15 protein-coding genes and 1 tRNA gene are annotated in these 14,780 nt (G+C 66.2%); 5 read left to right on the top strand and 11 right to left on the bottom strand.

The genetic code is table 11. The annotated features are described in order from the left end of the window. Nucleotides 1-136: 136 nt before the first annotated feature. Nucleotides 137-709: an SDR family NAD(P)-dependent oxidoreductase gene (locus K6L26_RS07995; protein WP_221852899.1), complete on the bottom strand. Its 573-nt coding sequence runs from the start codon at nucleotides 707-709 to the stop codon at nucleotides 137-139. A 109-nt stretch (nucleotides 710-818) separates the two neighbouring features. Between K6L26_RS07995 and K6L26_RS07990 the strand changes: the two genes are divergently transcribed. Next, the gene (locus K6L26_RS07990) at nucleotides 819-1,619 is read left to right on the top strand and encodes an enoyl-CoA hydratase/isomerase family protein (RefSeq protein WP_065064556.1); all 801 of its coding nucleotides are present in this window, start codon (nucleotides 819-821) and stop codon (nucleotides 1,617-1,619) included. A 68-nt stretch (nucleotides 1,620-1,687) separates the two neighbouring features. Here K6L26_RS07990 and K6L26_RS07985 read toward each other — a convergent pair whose 3' ends face one another. Next, the gene (locus K6L26_RS07985) at nucleotides 1,688-2,257 is read right to left on the bottom strand and encodes an RING finger protein (protein ID WP_221852898.1); all 570 of its coding nucleotides are present in this window, start codon (nucleotides 2,255-2,257) and stop codon (nucleotides 1,688-1,690) included. 45 nt (nucleotides 2,258-2,302) lie between these two features. After that, the gene (locus K6L26_RS07980) at nucleotides 2,303-3,142 is read right to left on the bottom strand and encodes a helix-turn-helix transcriptional regulator (RefSeq protein WP_221852897.1); all 840 of its coding nucleotides are present in this window, start codon (nucleotides 3,140-3,142) and stop codon (nucleotides 2,303-2,305) included. A gap of 87 nt (nucleotides 3,143-3,229) precedes the next feature. On the opposite strand from K6L26_RS07980, the gene K6L26_RS07975 reads away from it, so the two are divergent. Continuing rightward, on the top strand, nucleotides 3,230-4,168 hold the full coding sequence (locus K6L26_RS07975; protein ID WP_221852896.1) for an SDR family oxidoreductase: 939 nt from the start codon (nucleotides 3,230-3,232) through the stop codon (nucleotides 4,166-4,168). A 4-nt stretch (nucleotides 4,169-4,172) separates the two neighbouring features. Here the strand turns inward: K6L26_RS07975 and K6L26_RS07970 are convergent, their stop codons facing one another. Beyond that, nucleotides 4,173-4,835 carry a TetR/AcrR family transcriptional regulator gene (locus K6L26_RS07970; protein ID WP_019348692.1) on the bottom strand — a complete coding sequence of 221 codons (663 nt, stop codon included), beginning with the start codon at nucleotides 4,833-4,835 and terminating at the stop codon, nucleotides 4,173-4,175. Between the two features lie 46 nt (nucleotides 4,836-4,881). Between K6L26_RS07970 and K6L26_RS07965 the strand changes: the two genes are divergently transcribed. Further along, a complete protein-coding gene (locus K6L26_RS07965) occupies nucleotides 4,882-6,312 on the top strand; it encodes a cytochrome P450 (protein WP_221852895.1) in 1,431 nt (476 codons plus the stop codon). Here the strand turns inward: K6L26_RS07965 and K6L26_RS07960 are convergent. The 7 genes from K6L26_RS07960 to K6L26_RS07930 all read right to left on the bottom strand — a co-directional run bounded on the left by K6L26_RS07960 (nucleotide 6,309) and on the right by K6L26_RS07930 (nucleotide 12,899). After that, nucleotides 6,309-6,941 carry a TetR/AcrR family transcriptional regulator gene (locus K6L26_RS07960; protein ID WP_065064562.1) on the bottom strand — a complete coding sequence of 211 codons (633 nt, stop codon included), beginning with the start codon at nucleotides 6,939-6,941 and terminating at the stop codon, nucleotides 6,309-6,311. The genes K6L26_RS07965 and K6L26_RS07960 overlap by 4 nt on opposite strands. Continuing rightward, nucleotides 6,934-8,187, bottom strand: coding sequence for a cytochrome P450 (locus tag K6L26_RS07955; RefSeq protein WP_221852894.1), 1,254 nt, complete (start codon nucleotides 8,185-8,187; stop codon nucleotides 6,934-6,936). The genes K6L26_RS07960 and K6L26_RS07955 overlap by 8 nt, the downstream gene beginning before the upstream one ends. A gap of 248 nt (nucleotides 8,188-8,435) precedes the next feature. Beyond that, nucleotides 8,436-8,508 (bottom strand) — tRNA-Ala (locus K6L26_RS07950). A gap of 54 nt (nucleotides 8,509-8,562) precedes the next feature. Further along, entirely contained in the window at nucleotides 8,563-9,741 is a 1,179-nt protein-coding gene (gene sepX, locus K6L26_RS07945; RefSeq protein ID WP_221852893.1) for a divisome protein SepX/GlpR, read from the bottom strand. A gap of 238 nt (nucleotides 9,742-9,979) precedes the next feature. After that, nucleotides 9,980-10,633, bottom strand: coding sequence for a GNAT family N-acetyltransferase (locus K6L26_RS07940; protein WP_036394399.1), 654 nt, complete (start codon nucleotides 10,631-10,633; stop codon nucleotides 9,980-9,982). A gap of 46 nt (nucleotides 10,634-10,679) precedes the next feature. Beyond that, nucleotides 10,680-11,918, bottom strand: a complete 1,239-nt coding sequence (gene glp / locus K6L26_RS07935; RefSeq protein ID WP_036394397.1) for a molybdotransferase-like divisome protein Glp — start codon at nucleotides 11,916-11,918, stop codon at nucleotides 10,680-10,682. Nucleotides 11,919-11,969: 51 nt separating this feature from the next. Next, entirely contained in the window at nucleotides 11,970-12,899 is a 930-nt protein-coding gene (locus tag K6L26_RS07930) for a UTP--glucose-1-phosphate uridylyltransferase (RefSeq protein WP_036394395.1), read from the bottom strand. Between the two features lie 27 nt (nucleotides 12,900-12,926). Here K6L26_RS07930 and K6L26_RS07925 point away from each other — a divergent pair, with 27 nt between their 5' ends. Next, a complete protein-coding gene (locus K6L26_RS07925) occupies nucleotides 12,927-13,526 on the top strand; it encodes a 5-formyltetrahydrofolate cyclo-ligase (RefSeq protein WP_019344064.1) in 600 nt (199 codons plus the stop codon). Nucleotides 13,527-13,545: 19 nt separating this feature from the next. Then, a complete protein-coding gene (locus K6L26_RS07920; protein ID WP_047040929.1) occupies nucleotides 13,546-14,775 on the top strand; it encodes a PucR family transcriptional regulator in 1,230 nt (409 codons plus the stop codon). The last annotated feature ends 5 nt before the right edge of the window (nucleotides 14,776-14,780 follow it).

Here is a 14,780-nt window from a genome sequence, read left to right as displayed (position 1 = left end):
AATCCCCCATGTGGCCAATCTGTGCCCCGAGGCTAACTGTATTGGCTGGGTTGAACCGAGGGGCTGAGCAAGTATGCCATTGCCAACTGGCGTCGACCAAGAGCGGGTTTGTCGCCGTCTGTCTACCGGGTAGTCATCAGCCGGCCATGGTCAAGCCCCCACTGACACTGAGGACTTGGCCAGTTATGAGGCTGGCATCGTCAGAGGCCGAGAAGAGCACAGCTTCGGCGACCTCCGCAGGTTTGGCGATCCGACGGAACGGGACGGCCCTGACCAGCCCCTGACGAACCTGGTCCGGAAGCGAATGGAGGAGCGCGGTGTCGGTCGGTCCAGGGCAAACACAGTTGACGTTGATCTGACGGCGGCCCATCTCGCGTGCGAGCGACTTGGTGAAGGCGATCAACCGACCCCGTGTGCCGACATAAACCACCTCTCCCAGACTTCCCACTCGCCCCGCATCGCTGGCAATGTCGACGATCTTTGCCGTGCTTGCCTGGGCCAGGATCGTCTCGAGGAATGCGCGGGTAAGTCGCACAGGTCCCAGGAAGCTCACCGCTATCAAGGACTGCCGGCGGGGCGTCGTCGTTGGACCCGAACGGCTCGACGCGGTCGCAGCCCGCGGCAGTGACATGACGCCGGCCGGTCCGTGCGCGTCGATCACCTCGTCGCGCAGTGTGCTCACGGCCGCCGGGTCGGCCAGGTCGACCACATGAGCAGTGGCACGTCAGGCCCCACCGTTGAGTCGATTTTCGACCACCCTGGTCGGTAAAGCCGTAGCTCAGGTTGAATCGTGTGGGCAGGAACGAAGGGACCCGACGATGAATTTCACCGACTACCAGCAGCTGACTCTGACGCGCCGGGACAACGGTGTCCTGCTGATCACGCTGAACCGGCCGGAGAAGTACAACGCCGCCGACGAGGGCATGCACACAGAGCTGGCCAACATCTGGAAGGACGTGGCCGCCGACCCGCAGACCCGGGTCGCGGTGATAACCGGCGCCGGAAAGGCTTTCAGCGCGGGTGGCGACCTGGCCATGGTCGAACGGATGGCGGGTGACTACGACCGCGTGTCACACATGCTCTCCGAGATGAGCGACCTGGTCTACAACATGATCAACTGCGACAAGCCGATCGTGTCGGCGATCAACGGTGTCGCTGTCGGCGCGGGTGCGGTGGCCGCCTTGCTCGCAGATGTCGCGATCATCGCCGAGGATGCCCGGATCGGCGACGGCCACGTCAAACTGGGCGTGGCAGCCGGCGATCACGCCGCCATCATCTGGCCACTCCTGGCCGGGACAGCCAAGGCCAAGTACTACCTGATGACCGGCGAGATGATCGACGGCCGCGAAGCCGAGCGGATCGGTATGGTCGCCAAAGCCCTTCCGCGCGAGGAAGTTCTGGACGAGGCACTGCGAATCGCCGACCATCTGGCCACCGGCGCCCAGCAGGCGATCCGGCTGACCAAGCGTGCGCTCAACAACTGGTTGCGCAATGCCGGCCCGATTTTCGACCAGTCCGCGGCGTACGAGATGTTGACCTTCCTGGGCCCGGACGTGGTGGAGGGCTACACCGCGCTACGCGAAAAGCGTTCGCCCCGTTTTCCGTCCGCGCAAGCCTGAGATCAGTAGACAGACGGAGAGCCTGGTCGGCAGGCACGGTCGGCTGTTCGGCCGTGCGGACGAATAGGTCAGAGCTTGTAATAGCAGTAGACCAGGCGGTGCCCGTCGAGCAGTTCCCGAATCTCGGCAATGAATCCCTCGGACAGTTCGTCCCAGTTCCAGACCGTCAGGCCGAGAGCGCCGAACGCCCACGGGTATCCCCAATCCCAGTCATTGAGTCCGTTTTCGGCACCACAACCCAAGCACGGCACAAACCCCTGTCCACCGCCGAGCCACTCGCTGATCGCAGCGTCGAACGCGGTGTCCCAACGGCCTTGCTCGCGAGGCGTCATCGACTCGACATGACCGCACTTCGGGCAAGTCACCGCCTCCAGATCCGCACCCCAGTACACCTGCCGGCCCGACTCGACGATCAGGCCGTTCGTCCAATAGTGCGGAGCCGCAACCGATTCGTTGCCGATCGCGTAGCCGTAGCGATCGCCTGGCGGGTGGCCACCGGGTTCACCCAGAACGCAGTCGGTGACCTCCGCGGCCACGACGCCGCGCTCGATCAACCACGATTCGAGTCGCTGCTTCAACACCGGCGCTTCCGCGTCGCTCGCGTCGACATCGGTCAGGGTCTGCGCATAGTCGCCCACGCGAATGATCGTATTGCCGCCCTCGCAGCGGGCACTGCGGCAATTTCACACCGACGACGCCGCGCCGATCACCGACAGCAACTGCAGCTTCTCGTAGCTCTCACTGCCCGGGACCGCGGTGTAGACCAGCAATGAATGGGACTGGTCAGGGTCCAACAGGATCTGGCAGTTGAGCTCCAGGCTCCCGACCTCAGGATGCTGATAGCGCTTGGTGTCCCGCGGTCTGATGCCGACCTCGTGCTTGCCCCACAGGAGTTGGAACTCTTCGCTTTCGGCGGTGAGCAGTTCGAGGTAGCGAGCGGCCTTGGACCCGGGACCGCGCAACGCGAGCACTCCACGAAGCCCAGAAACGTACATGCGCGAATAGAACTCGTGGTCCTCGCTAGGGTAGAGGTCGCGCACCCTTGGGTCGGTGAACCAGCGGTACCCGATGCTGCGCGACGGACCGGTGTACCGGCACAGGTCACCCACGAGGGCGACACCGAGCGGAGTCTGCCGCAGGGTCTCCCCCAACTCGGTGACGATCTCGGCCGGAGTGTCGGCGAGCCGGTCGAAGATGCGTAGCATCCCCGGGCTGATGTGGTCGCTGCTCGACCCGCGCACCGGTGGTTGATGCCCGGCAAGGCGGAACAGGTGATCGCGTTCATCGAGCGACAAATGCAGGCCTTGCGCGATCGAGGCGATCATCTGCTCGGAAGGCTGCGGCCCGCGTTCCCGTTCCAGGCGCGAGTAGTAGTCCGTCGACATGTGGCACAGTGCGGCGACTTCCTCACGCCGGAGCCCGCTCGTTCGGCGGCGTTGTCCGCGCGGGAGCCCGACGTCCTCGGGCTGTAAGGCCCCGCGACGGCGGACCAGAAATTCCGCCAGCCCGGCTCGATCGATCATGCATGACATTTTGTCCCGGGTCGGATCGCTCAGCCAGGGATCGACAGGCCGTGGATACGGCAGCGGCTGAGGGGCAATGTCGAGCACATGCGACACGATGACGACATCACGATCGACGACCTGTCCGGCAAGAGGGCGCTGGTGACCGGTGCGAGCGACGGCATCGGCCTCGGCATCGCGGCAAGACTGGCCGGCGCCGGCGCCGAAGTCGTCATGCCGGTCCGGAACCCGGACAAGGGCGAGGCAGCCGTCGCCAAGATCCGAGCAGAGCATCCCCGCGCCAAGCTGACCCTTGAGGAACTCGACCTGTCCTCACTGGCCTCGGTGTCAGCGCTCGGCCAGAAACTGTGCGGCGATCCAGCGCCGATCCACCTGCTGATCAACAACGCTGGGGTGATGACCCCGCCGGATCGGCAGACCACGGCCGACGGATTCGAGTTGCAGTTCGGCACGAACCACCTGGGCCACTTCGCACTCACCGCACACCTGCTGCCGCTGCTTCGCGCGGGCCGGGCACGGGTCACGTCGCAGACCAGCGTCGCCGCGCGCAGCGGCACCATCAACTGGGACGATTTGAGTTGGCAGCGCGACTACGACGGCATGGCCGCCTACCGACAGTCCAAGATCGCGATCGGACTGTTCGGGCTCGAACTCAGCCGGCGCAGCGCCGCGGCGGGCTGGGGAATCACCAGCAACATTTCTCATCCCGGCGTCGCCCCCACCAACCTGTTGGCGGCCCGGCCGGAAGTTGGACGGGCCACCGATACCGTCGGTGTGCGACTGATCCGTTGGTTCTCCGCGCGTGGCCTGATTGTCGGGACGGTGGACAGCGCGCAATGGCCGGCGCTGATGGCGGCGTCTGTCCAGGCCGGGGACGGCGCGTTTTACGGGCCGCAATGGCCGGGCCACCTCGGCGGCCCTGCCGGTGCCCAGAAACTCTGGAAACCGCTGCGCGACAACGAGGACGCAACACGGCTGTGGAAGGTGTCCGAGCAGCTCACCGGGGTTACCTTCGCGTCGGAGTAGCGCCCTACGTCGTCGGCGAAATGCGGGTCCGAGCCACCTGCGCCGCCCCGTTGCCGGTGATCAGCCAGAGCGTTGCCAGTTGTGCGATGAAATCCTCGAGGGTCAGATCGACGCCGCCGTTGACGTATTCCAAGATGGCGTCGGCGGTCCCGCCGACGATGAAGGCCGGCGCCACCTTCGCCAACGGATCCGCCTCCAGTTCGACGCCGTGCACAGTACGGCCGTGCGCGATGAGCACATCGGTGAGCCGGTGCATGACGGTGGCGCGGTGGGCATGCAGCTCGGGTGAGGCTGCGACGCCTCCGAGCAGGACGCGTGCGCGACGGGGATCGTCAACCAGTGCCCGGACGGCGGCCGTCACACTCACCAACGCCTGGGCTTCCAACGGCTCGTCCGTGGCGGCATCCGCAGCGGCTACCGTCACGCTTCGCAGGCTTTCGGCGAGATCGTCGACGACGGCAGCTGCCAGGGCATCGAGATCGGTGAAGCTCTCGTAGAAGTAGCGCTTGTTGAGATTGGCGGCGCTACAGAGCTTCTCGACCGTCGCACCGCGCCACTCGTTGCGGGCCATCACCTCAAGTGCCGCGTCGAGCAGCCGTTCGCGCCGCTGCGCCTGACGAGCGTGCGCCGATTGGCCGCCGTAAGCGCGTTTGGTCGTTGACACCATCTCCACAGTCTGGCACGGTTTCGTACCAGATGGTCGAGGAGGACCCATGGAACTCTGTTCACCCGCGAACACACATCGCCTCCAAGCCTTCGGCGCCGCGGTGACCTCACGGTTCCCGAGCGGCCAGCGGCCGCTGGCCATGCCGCCGCCCGGGTCGAACCTGAAGCCGGTCATGGGCAACTACGGCTTCCCATTCCTCGGCCACGTGCTGAGCACATTGGCCGATCCCCTCGCATTCGCCCGGGACCGCTATGAGCGCTACGGCCCGGTGTCATGGGCCGGGGGCGTCGGCTTCCGCGTCGTCGGCCTGATGGGCCCCGACGCCCTGGAAACCGCATGGGTCAACCGAGACAAGGTTTTCTCCAGCACCCGCGGCTGGGCACCGGTCATCGGGCCGTTCTTCCACCGCGGAATGATGCTGCTGGACTTCGACGAACACCGCGACCACCGTCGCATCATGCAGCAGGCCTTCACCCGCAGCGCGTTGGACGGTTACCTGGACCTGATGCGACCCAGCATCGACCGCACGCTGCGCAATTGGCCTTCGACACAGGGCTTTCCGTTCTATCCGTCGATCAAGCACCTACTACTCGAACAAGCCGCGGAGGTGTTCGTCGGCACCCACCTCGGCCCCGAATCCGATCAATTGTCGGCGGATTTCCACGCCACGGTTCGAGGCGGGCAGGCCCTGGTGCGGGCCGACATACCGGGCGGCGTGTGGGCCAAGGGGTTACGCGCCCGAGAACGACTCGAACGCTACTTCGCCGAGCAGGTCCCCGACCGGCAGCGCGGCGACGGCACCGACCTGTTCTCGATGTTGTGCCGCAGCGAGGACGAAGACGGAGCCCGATTCACCCCGACCGACATCGTCAACCACATGATCTTCCTGCTCATGGCCGCCCACGACACGACCGCCATCGCGCTGTCGATGCTCACCTACGAACTCGGCCGAAACCGCCAGTGGCAGGAGGCCCTTCGCGACGAAGCGGTCAGCCGGCCGAACGACACCCCGAATCTGCTGGACCTCGACGCCTATCCACTGCTCGACGCCGCGTTCAAAGAGATCCTCCGGATGTATGCGCCCGCCGGTGCGCTGTTCCGCCAGACCATCCGCGACACCGAGATCCTCGGGCACTTCGTCCCGCGCAAGACCCAGGTGGCCATCAATGTCTATGCCTCCATGCGGCTTTCCGACTGGTGGCCCGACCCGGACACATTCAACCCGGAACGCTTCGTGAACAACGCCGCGTCCCGGGCCGCGGTGAGCCGCTACGTGTTCGCCCCGTTCGGCGGCGGTGCGCACAAATGCATCGGCCAGCAGTTCGCGGACATGACGGTCAAGACCACCATGCACCAGATGCTGCGGCGGTTCGAGTGGAGCGTGCCGGACGACTATCACCCGCAGCTGACCTGGGGCACCGGGCCGATGCCGGCCGATGACCTTCCTATCGACCTGCGAGTGCGGATCCGGCGTTAGCGCTCGTGTGCGTGGATCGGCAGCGCCTCCCATCGCGGATAGAGGATTGCCGGGCCCAACCAGCGAGCAATGAATCGGCGTAATGCAGCTCCACTGCGCGGAACCTGCCCAGGGTCGGTCAACATGGATTGCACCGTCCGCAGAGTCATCTCGGCAAGTTCACGCAGGGTGTGGTCGTCGAATCCGTGAAGCGGCCAATCGACATCGAGCCGGTGGAGAACGGACAAGCAGAATGCGATTGCCGTGTCAGAGGTCAGCGAGACGACGGCTTCCCCATCGTCTCGACCGGTAAGCAAGCCCTCCAGCTGCGGGTCACCGGACAGGTTCTCGATTCCGAATGCAATGCTCTCGACCATTGCGGTGACCGGGTCCTTGAGGCCGGCGACGTGATCAGCGACCTGGTCGATGAATCCGTTGACGGCACGCATCGCGCTGGCGATGAGCAACGCGTCAGCATTGGGAAAGTAGCGGTACACCGTCTGGCGGGTGACGCCGAGTCTGCGGGCCACATCGGCGAGGCGTATCGCCGCCCCGTGCTCAGCGATCTCCTCGTCGACCGCAGTCAGAATGCGTGAAATGGCTTCCTCGTCCGATGAGGGCGTCGAACCCGCCCAGCCACGACTACGCATCCGCCACCACGAGGCTTTCACTGGTGAATTCGATCGGAAGAGTTGTCGGGCCGGTCATTCCCAGCAGCGATTTCCAGGGTGCCGGACCGACGACCTCGGTGGCCGAAAGGCGGCGAGTGAGGACGGTGAGTGCTTCCGCCAGTTCCCGGCGTGCGAGGTTCGCCCCCAGGCAGTAGTGCGCGCCACCACCGAACGTCAGAATCGGGGGAACGTCCTTGCGGCTGATGTCGAAGCGATCAGCGTGGGCATAGATCGCCGGATCGCGGTTGGCTGCAAAGGTGTTCGCGAGTACGAAGGTACCTGCCGGGAACAGGTAGCCACCGAACTCGACATCCTCGACGGCGGCTCGCGGCGCGATACAGGCCGCGGGCGAGTGACGCATGCTCTCCTCGACCGCCTGCATCGCGAGTTCCGGATGGTCGCGCAGCTTCGCCCATTGATCCGGATGCTCGCAGAGCACCTGTACCGACGCCGCCAGTTGGTTTCGCGTGGTGTCCGTTCCCGCCATCAAGAAGCCGGCCACCAGCATGCGGAGTTCGTCGAGATTCAACCGATCGCCGTCGCTCTCGGCGCGAATGAGCTCGGACAGCAGATCGTCGGTCAGATTGTCGCGACGGGCGGTGACCATGCCGTCGACGTAGTCGTCGAGTTCGCCCCACGCGCGCATGATCGCGGACTCATCGAAGTCGGCATCCGGCTGAAAGTTGAGAGCTTTGAAGACCTCCTCGGTCCAGTCCGCGAACAACTGCCAATCCTCGCGAGGCGCACCGAGCAGCGCGCACATGATCGGGGTGGGATAGGGACGCGCGATGTCCGTCACGACGTCGCAGCGCCCGGCGTCCACCACGCGGTCGATCAGCTCGTTCACCACCTCGTGGATGGTGTCTTGCAGACGCGAGGTCGTGCGCGGTGTGAACGCCTTGGAGACCAGCTTGCGCAGCCGAACATGTGGTGCGCCGTCCAGACCCAGGAGGCTGCTCATCATCTTGTCGAACAACGGACCCGATGTGATGCCTTGCGCCGCCAGAGTGATACCGGGAGGTAGGCGGAATCTGTTGTCACGCAATATGTCGCGCGCCAGATCGTAGGACAGGATTTCCGGGCCGAGGGGCCCGATGGCGATAGGCGCGCGCGCCTGCGCCGCTCGGACATCCTCGAGGATGTCGTGCGGAGTGGCAGTGAGGCCGTAACTGAGCGTCGGGAGCCCGGCTTCGAAGACGTAGGGAGCGGCACTGTTCACGTTCATTGGCATTCCCGCCTTTGGTGAGGCACTGCGTCGGACATATTTACCGAAAGCGTATGACCACTCCACCAGAACGTCAACGACGCGCGACATACGCCCAGGTACTAATCGCCACGATCATACGAGTTAGGAAAATACGTCCGTTAGATCTGAACTGATCTTGAAATGACGCTGGAGAAGTGGCCGAAGCAGCGGTGGGCGGTCCACAAACGAGAAATGGCAGATCAGTTGCCTGATCTGCCATTTGAGAGTGGAGCTAAGGGGAATCGAACCCCTGACCTTCTCGATGCGAACGAGACGCGCTACCAACTGCGCTATAGCCCCTGATACCGGACGAAAGGCTACCAGCCGCCGGCCCGGAACCGGAAACCGGCTGCCCTACTGGCCGGCAGCCCGCGGTAGATCGTATTCGCGCGACGCCGACGCGTACGACGTGTAGGCCAGGTGCTCGAAGATCGGGTCTTCGTCGTCGATGTCGAGGACCACCGCCCCGGGCCTGCGCAATCGGGCCGGCACGACGTCGAGCTTGTGGTCGTCGGTGTTCTCCACGCCCAGCCGGGACCGGGCCATCCGTTGCGCACGGCGGCGCCGCAACTGCTCCTCGATGCGCGTCTGACGGCGCAGGTAGGCCAGATACAGCACGGTCAGCGTGGCGGCGGTGCCGCACACCCACCAGGCCGACGGCGTCACCAGGAAGGCGGCGCCCGCCGAGAACAGCAGCGTGGCGGCCAACACCGCGAGAACGCGCTTGCGGAACCGGAACTTGCGGGCGCTGATCTCGGCGGCTTTCTTGGATTCGAACCGGCGCTGCCGCGTCGCGCTCAGCGACGCGACGGGCGCCTCGGCCCGTTCTTCCTCGGCCGGCTCGTCCTCGGCCTCGGGTTCCAGGCCCGACGAGTCATCGACGTATTCGTACTCGTCGGCAATCTCTTCGGCGTCGTCTGCCGCGACCGACTCGGAATCCGCGGTGTCTTCGACCTCCTCGAGAGGCGTTGCGATGCGCTCGGTTTGGGCCTCCGACGTGACGGGGTCGACGGCTTCTTCGTCTGCGACGGGCTCCTCAACCTCGTCGACCGCGACGGGCTCCGCTTCGACCTCGGGCTCGGTCTCGAATTCCAATTCGAGTTCGGGCTCGCCGACTTCTTCAGGCTCGGCCTCGGCCGTCTCCGTCATCGCACCGACCGGCAGCGCGCCGGAGTCCTCGTCGACGATGTCGACGTCGAGGTAGTCGGGTTCGGGGGTCTCGACGCGAGCGGCGGCCACCACGACAGTGCGCTTTACCCGCACTTCGGCAGGCGCCTCGTCGTCGAGGTCTTCATCGAAGTCTTCGTCGAGGTGGTCGGCACTGGGCTGCCAGTGCGGATCGCTGTGATGTCCGGCGGCGGGGCCGCGTCGTAAGCGTTGTGCGTTGCGGCCGCTGTTGAGCACTCGAGTCGCCAGGGCGACGTCACTGGTACGACGGACCGAGTCGCGCTTGCTGATCAACATCGGAACCAAAACGAAGAGCCAGAGAACGACGAGGGAAATCCACAGCAGTGACTGGGGGATGCTTGGCATGACGCCTGCTCCTTTCCCCTTCAGGCTAGGTCTGTGACCAGCGCATCCATGGATGGCGCGCCGACACAATTACACACCTGTAATTCGATCGATACAAGCACCACGAGTCACATATGTCACATTGGTAACAGCTGACGAGGGATATTTCGCTGAGATTGCTTCCAGGGCTGTGGATCCGGCGAAATCACGACCGTAGGCGCAGTCTCGACCCGGCGCGCCGCGCCCACAGCACGCCGAATCAGCACCAACTGGCCCGGCCGGCCGAAACCAGGGACTGGGCCGCCGAATGCTTCAGCTCTTCCAGCGTGACCGCCACCAACAGATGGTCACGCCAGGCACCGTCCACCTCGAGGTACCGGCGCAACAGGCCCTCTTCGCGGAATCCCACCCGCGCCAAAACAGCCCGACTCGCCGCGTTCTCCGGGCGCACCGTGGCCTCGACCCGATGCAATTGCACTCCGTTGAAACAGTGGTCGAGCCCCAGCGCGAGCGCGCCCGTCGCCACCCCGCCACCGGTCCTGTCGCTGGCCACCCAGTAGCCGATCCACGCCGATCGCAGCGCGCCGTGCGTGACGTTGCCGATCGTCAGCTGGCCGGCGAACTGCCCGTCGAGTTCGATCACATAGGGCAGCATCCGCCCGCGCCGCGCCTCGCTGCGAAGCCCCGAGCAGATCGCCGGCCATGACGAAACGGCATGGCGGACATGCCAATCCACACCGCTCACCGGCTCCCACGGCTCCAGGTGAGCCTGATCGGCCAGCCGGATGCGGCTCCACACCGCGGCATCACGCAGCCGCACCGGCCGCAGCCGCACCACACCGGCGGGCACCCGCAACGGCCCGACCGGACCGGGCCAACCCGGGTGAAAAGCGTTGGAGCGGAACATGCTCATCCGCGGGATCGATTCGTCACACCGTCATTCATCGAATGAAGTCTTATCAGCCGCGCTGCGCCAGGAATGCCACATCCACGGTTTCGCCGGTACGAACCTCGTCGACTTCGCTCGGAATCACCACAAGACAGTTCGCCTCGGCGAGCGTGGCCAGCAGGTGGGTCGATGCGCCCGGCGCCCCGCCCAGGGCCTGCACCAGGTATTCGCCGGTGTCCTGATCGCGCATCAACTGCCCGCGCAGGTAGCCCGTGCGGCCGGCGACCGAGCTGATCGGCGACAGCGTGCGGGCCTGAACCATACGGCGCATCGGCTGGCGCTTGCCCAGCGAGAGCCGGATCAGCGGGCGCACCATCACCTCGAACACCACCAGCGCACTCACCGGGTTGGCGGGCAGCAGGAAGACCGGGACACGATCACGGCCGAGCTGGCCGAAGCCCTGCACCGACCCGGGGTGCATCGCGATGCGAGCCACCTCCATCTCCCCCAGTTCGGAGAGCACGGTGCGCACGGATTCGGCGGCGGCGCCGCCCACCGCACCGGCGATGACCACGATCTCATTGCGATTGACTTGGCCCTCAACGGTTTCCCGCAATTCCCGGGGATCGGTGCTGATGATGCCGACACGGTTGACCTCGGCGCCGGCGTCCCGGCCGGCGGCAGCCAGCGCATAGGAGTTCACGTCGTACACCTGCCCGGTTCCCGGGCTGCGCGACACATCGACGAGCTCACCGCCCACGCACATCACCGACAACCTCGGTCGCGGGTGCACCAGCACGCGATCACGACCGACCGCGGCCAGCAGGCCCACCTGCGCCGGGCCGATGATGGTGCCGGCCCGCACCGCGACGTCACCGGGTTGCACGTCGTCGCCCGTGCGCCGGACGTAGGCGCCCGAGCGCACACTGCGCAGGATCCGCACCCGGTTCTCGCCGCCGTCGGTCCATCGCAACGGCAGCACCGCGTCCGCCAGGGTGGGCATCGGCGCGCCGGTCTGGACGCGCGCGGCCTGCCGCGGCTGCAACCGGCTCGGCGTGCGAGCCCCCGCTTCGATCGAGCCCATCACGGGCAGGCTGATCTCACCGGCCCCATCGCCTACGGACAGCACGTCGACGCTGCGCACCGCGTAGCCGTCGATCGCGGCCTGATCGAATCCCGGCATGGGCCGTTCGGTGACGACCTCTTCGGCACACATCAGACCTTGTGACTCGGCGATGGCCACTCGCACCGGTCGGGGGGCCACCGCAGCAGCCGCTACCCGAGCCTGCTGTTCCTCCACCGAACGCACAACACGCCTTCCTATCTACGGGCCTCCGACTGCCGGACACCCGACGCGTTGCTAGCCGTCCTGTCCGGTCAGACCCAATCGTTCGACCAACCACCGCCGCAAATCGGGGCCGTAGTCGTCACGTTCCAACGCAAAGTCAACCGCAGCCTTCAGGTAGCCGCCGGGATTTCCCAGGTCGTGTCGGGCTCCGCGGTGCACGACGACATGTACCGGATGGCCCTCTTCGATCAGCAGCGCGATGGCGTCGGTCAGCTGGATCTCCCCGCCCACACCGCGCGAAACCCGGCGCAGCGCATCGAAGATCGCCCGGTCGAGCAGGTAGCGACCGGCGGCGGCGTACGGGGACGGCGCATCGGCGGACTTGGGTTTCTCCACCATGCCCTTGACCCGCAGCACGTTCGGGTTGGCCGCGTCGGGCACGGTCTCGACGTCGAAGACGCCGTAGGCGCTGATCTCGTCTTCGGGCACCTCGATGGCGCACAGCACGGTGCCGCCGCGCTTGGCCCGGACTTTCGACATGGTTTCCAGCACGCCGGTGGGCAACACCAGGTCGTCCGGCAGCAGCACCGCGATCGCATCTTCGTCGGGAGCCAGCGCGGCCTCGACGCATCCGACGGCATGCCCCAGGCCCAGCGGCTCGGCCTGCACCACGGACTCGACCTTGATCAGTGCGGGGGCGCGGCGCACCTTCTCCAGCATTGTCTTCTTGCCTCGGGCCTCCAGCGTGCCCTCGAGCACCAGATCCTCGACGAAGTGCGCGACGACGCCGTCTTTGCCCTCGGAGGTGATGATGATCAAACGCTCGGCGCCGGCCTCGGCCGCCTCGGCTGCGACCAGCTCGATGCCCGGAGTGTCCACGACCGGCAGCAATTCCTTGGGGACCGTTTTGGTCGCCGGTAGAAACCGCGTACCCAGACCGGCCGCCGGAACCACGGCCGTGTAGGGAATCGGCACCTCAGGCGCCTTGTGAGACGTGCTCATCGTTCACACACTAGTGTCCGTTCTGAAATGGTGGAGGGTGTGACCCTGCCGATGAAGACCGAGTTGCGAGCCGGCGTTCTTCGTGCCAGACGCGCCGTACCGGCCGACGTTCGAGACACCGAGGCGCGGGCTCTTTGCCACTGGCTGCCCAGTTTGGTGCGCAGCGGGCAAACGGTGTGCGCCTACGTTCCGGTCGGCTCCGAGCCCGGATCTCACATGCTGTTGGAAACCCTGACGGAACTCGGTGTGCGCGTGCTGCTTCCGGTCGCCCGCAACGACGGCGACGGCCGCGCGATGCCGATGCAGTGGGGCCCATACGAGCCCGGCGCATTGGTGGCGGCCGAGTTCGGTCTGCGTGAGCCGCCGCCACCGTGGTTGCCTGCCGGACACATCGCCGATGCCGAGGTGGTCCTTGTCCCCGCGCTGGCGGTCGATCGCCGAGGCAACCGGCTGGGCCGGGGCGCCGGGTTCTACGACCGCAGCCTGATCTACGCCGCGCCGCAGGCCCGGCTGGTCGCCGTGGTGCGTGACGAGGAGCTGGTCGACGAGCTGCCGGCCGATCCTCACGACGTACGAATGACGCATGCGCTGACGCCGTCGGGCGGAATCGTGACGTTGCCGCGCTGAGCTGGTCCAGAATCGTCGAGTGTCCGATCCGGTGAGTGCTGACTTCAGCGTCCGCATGCAGGTGATCGTCGACGACCTGGCCCGAGCCCTGCATCGGGCTGTGCTGCTGGACGACGAGGACCTGACGCCGCTGACGCACAGCCGTCAGCTCGGGGAGCTCGACGATGTACGGGTCCACAGTGTGCTGCAACGCGAGACGCGCGCGGAGGTCAAGGCGGCGCTGTTCGATTTCGGCATCGGCACGGCCGATTCGGCGCTGTGGATCCCGGCGTTTCCGCAACACAACCTGATGCCCCGGTTCTGCGTGCCGGTGCGGTCGGCGTCCGAACGGTTCGGCTATCTGTGGATCATCGTTCCCGACGGCGCTCTGCCCGAGGGTGGCGAGCAGCTGGCCGAGCAGGCCGGTGCCGCCCTGTTGGACATCCTCGACCGCCGCAACGCCGCGCTGCGCGCCGATGAGTCCGCTGCACAGCGCCTGTTGATGCGGCTCATCGCCACCGAAGATCCCGAACAGGCCCCAGCGGTGGTCGCCGAACTGCACACCCGCGGCATGGCCGAGCCGCACGACGTCGTGCAGGTTTTCCGGTTCGAGCCCGACGGCGCGCACGATCCGGCGGATCGCAGCCTGGCGCTGCGATTACGGCTGACGGCCACGGACCGGAGCCGCCGCTGGTACACGCTGGCCGGATCGCCGACCACCATCGTGGCGGTGGCACCTTCCGAGGCCGACTCCGCGACGACCGCCGACACCGTGGCCGAGGCGGTGCGGGCCAGTTACGGAAGCCGCCCGGCGATCGGCAGCTCCGGCGCTGCCCTGCCGATAACCCAAGCCGCCCTTGGGTTTCGACAGGCAAGCCTGGCACTGAGTCTCGCCGAGATCGGCGCCGGCGGCGGCCAGGTCTCCGACTGGTCTGCCCTCGGGTCGTGGCGCACCTTGGCAGTGCTGGGCCGGGCCTACGGCGCGAACCGGCTTGTCGAGCTGGTCCACCCGGGAATCGTCGGTCTGATCGAGCAGGGCCGCGACGACCTGCTGCGCACGCTGGAGACCTACCTGGCCAACGGAGGTGACGTGCGGCGCACCGCCGAGGAGATGTTTCTGCACCGGTCGACGCTGTACTACCGGTTGGAGAGACTCACCGAAGCCGTCGGTGGCGATCTCAGTGACGGTGAAACTCGTTTCGACCTGATGCTGGGCTTGCGGCTGGCGCGCCTGGCCGGGCTGTATCGCCCGGGTTCGACAACTGTCTGAAGGAG

This window comes from Mycobacterium farcinogenes (assembly GCF_019739075.1).
Lineage (GTDB): Bacteria > Actinomycetota > Actinomycetes > Mycobacteriales > Mycobacteriaceae > Mycobacterium > Mycobacterium senegalense.
The sequence above is the reverse complement of the archived record's forward strand: the minus strand, read 5'-3'. Positions and strand labels throughout refer to the sequence as shown.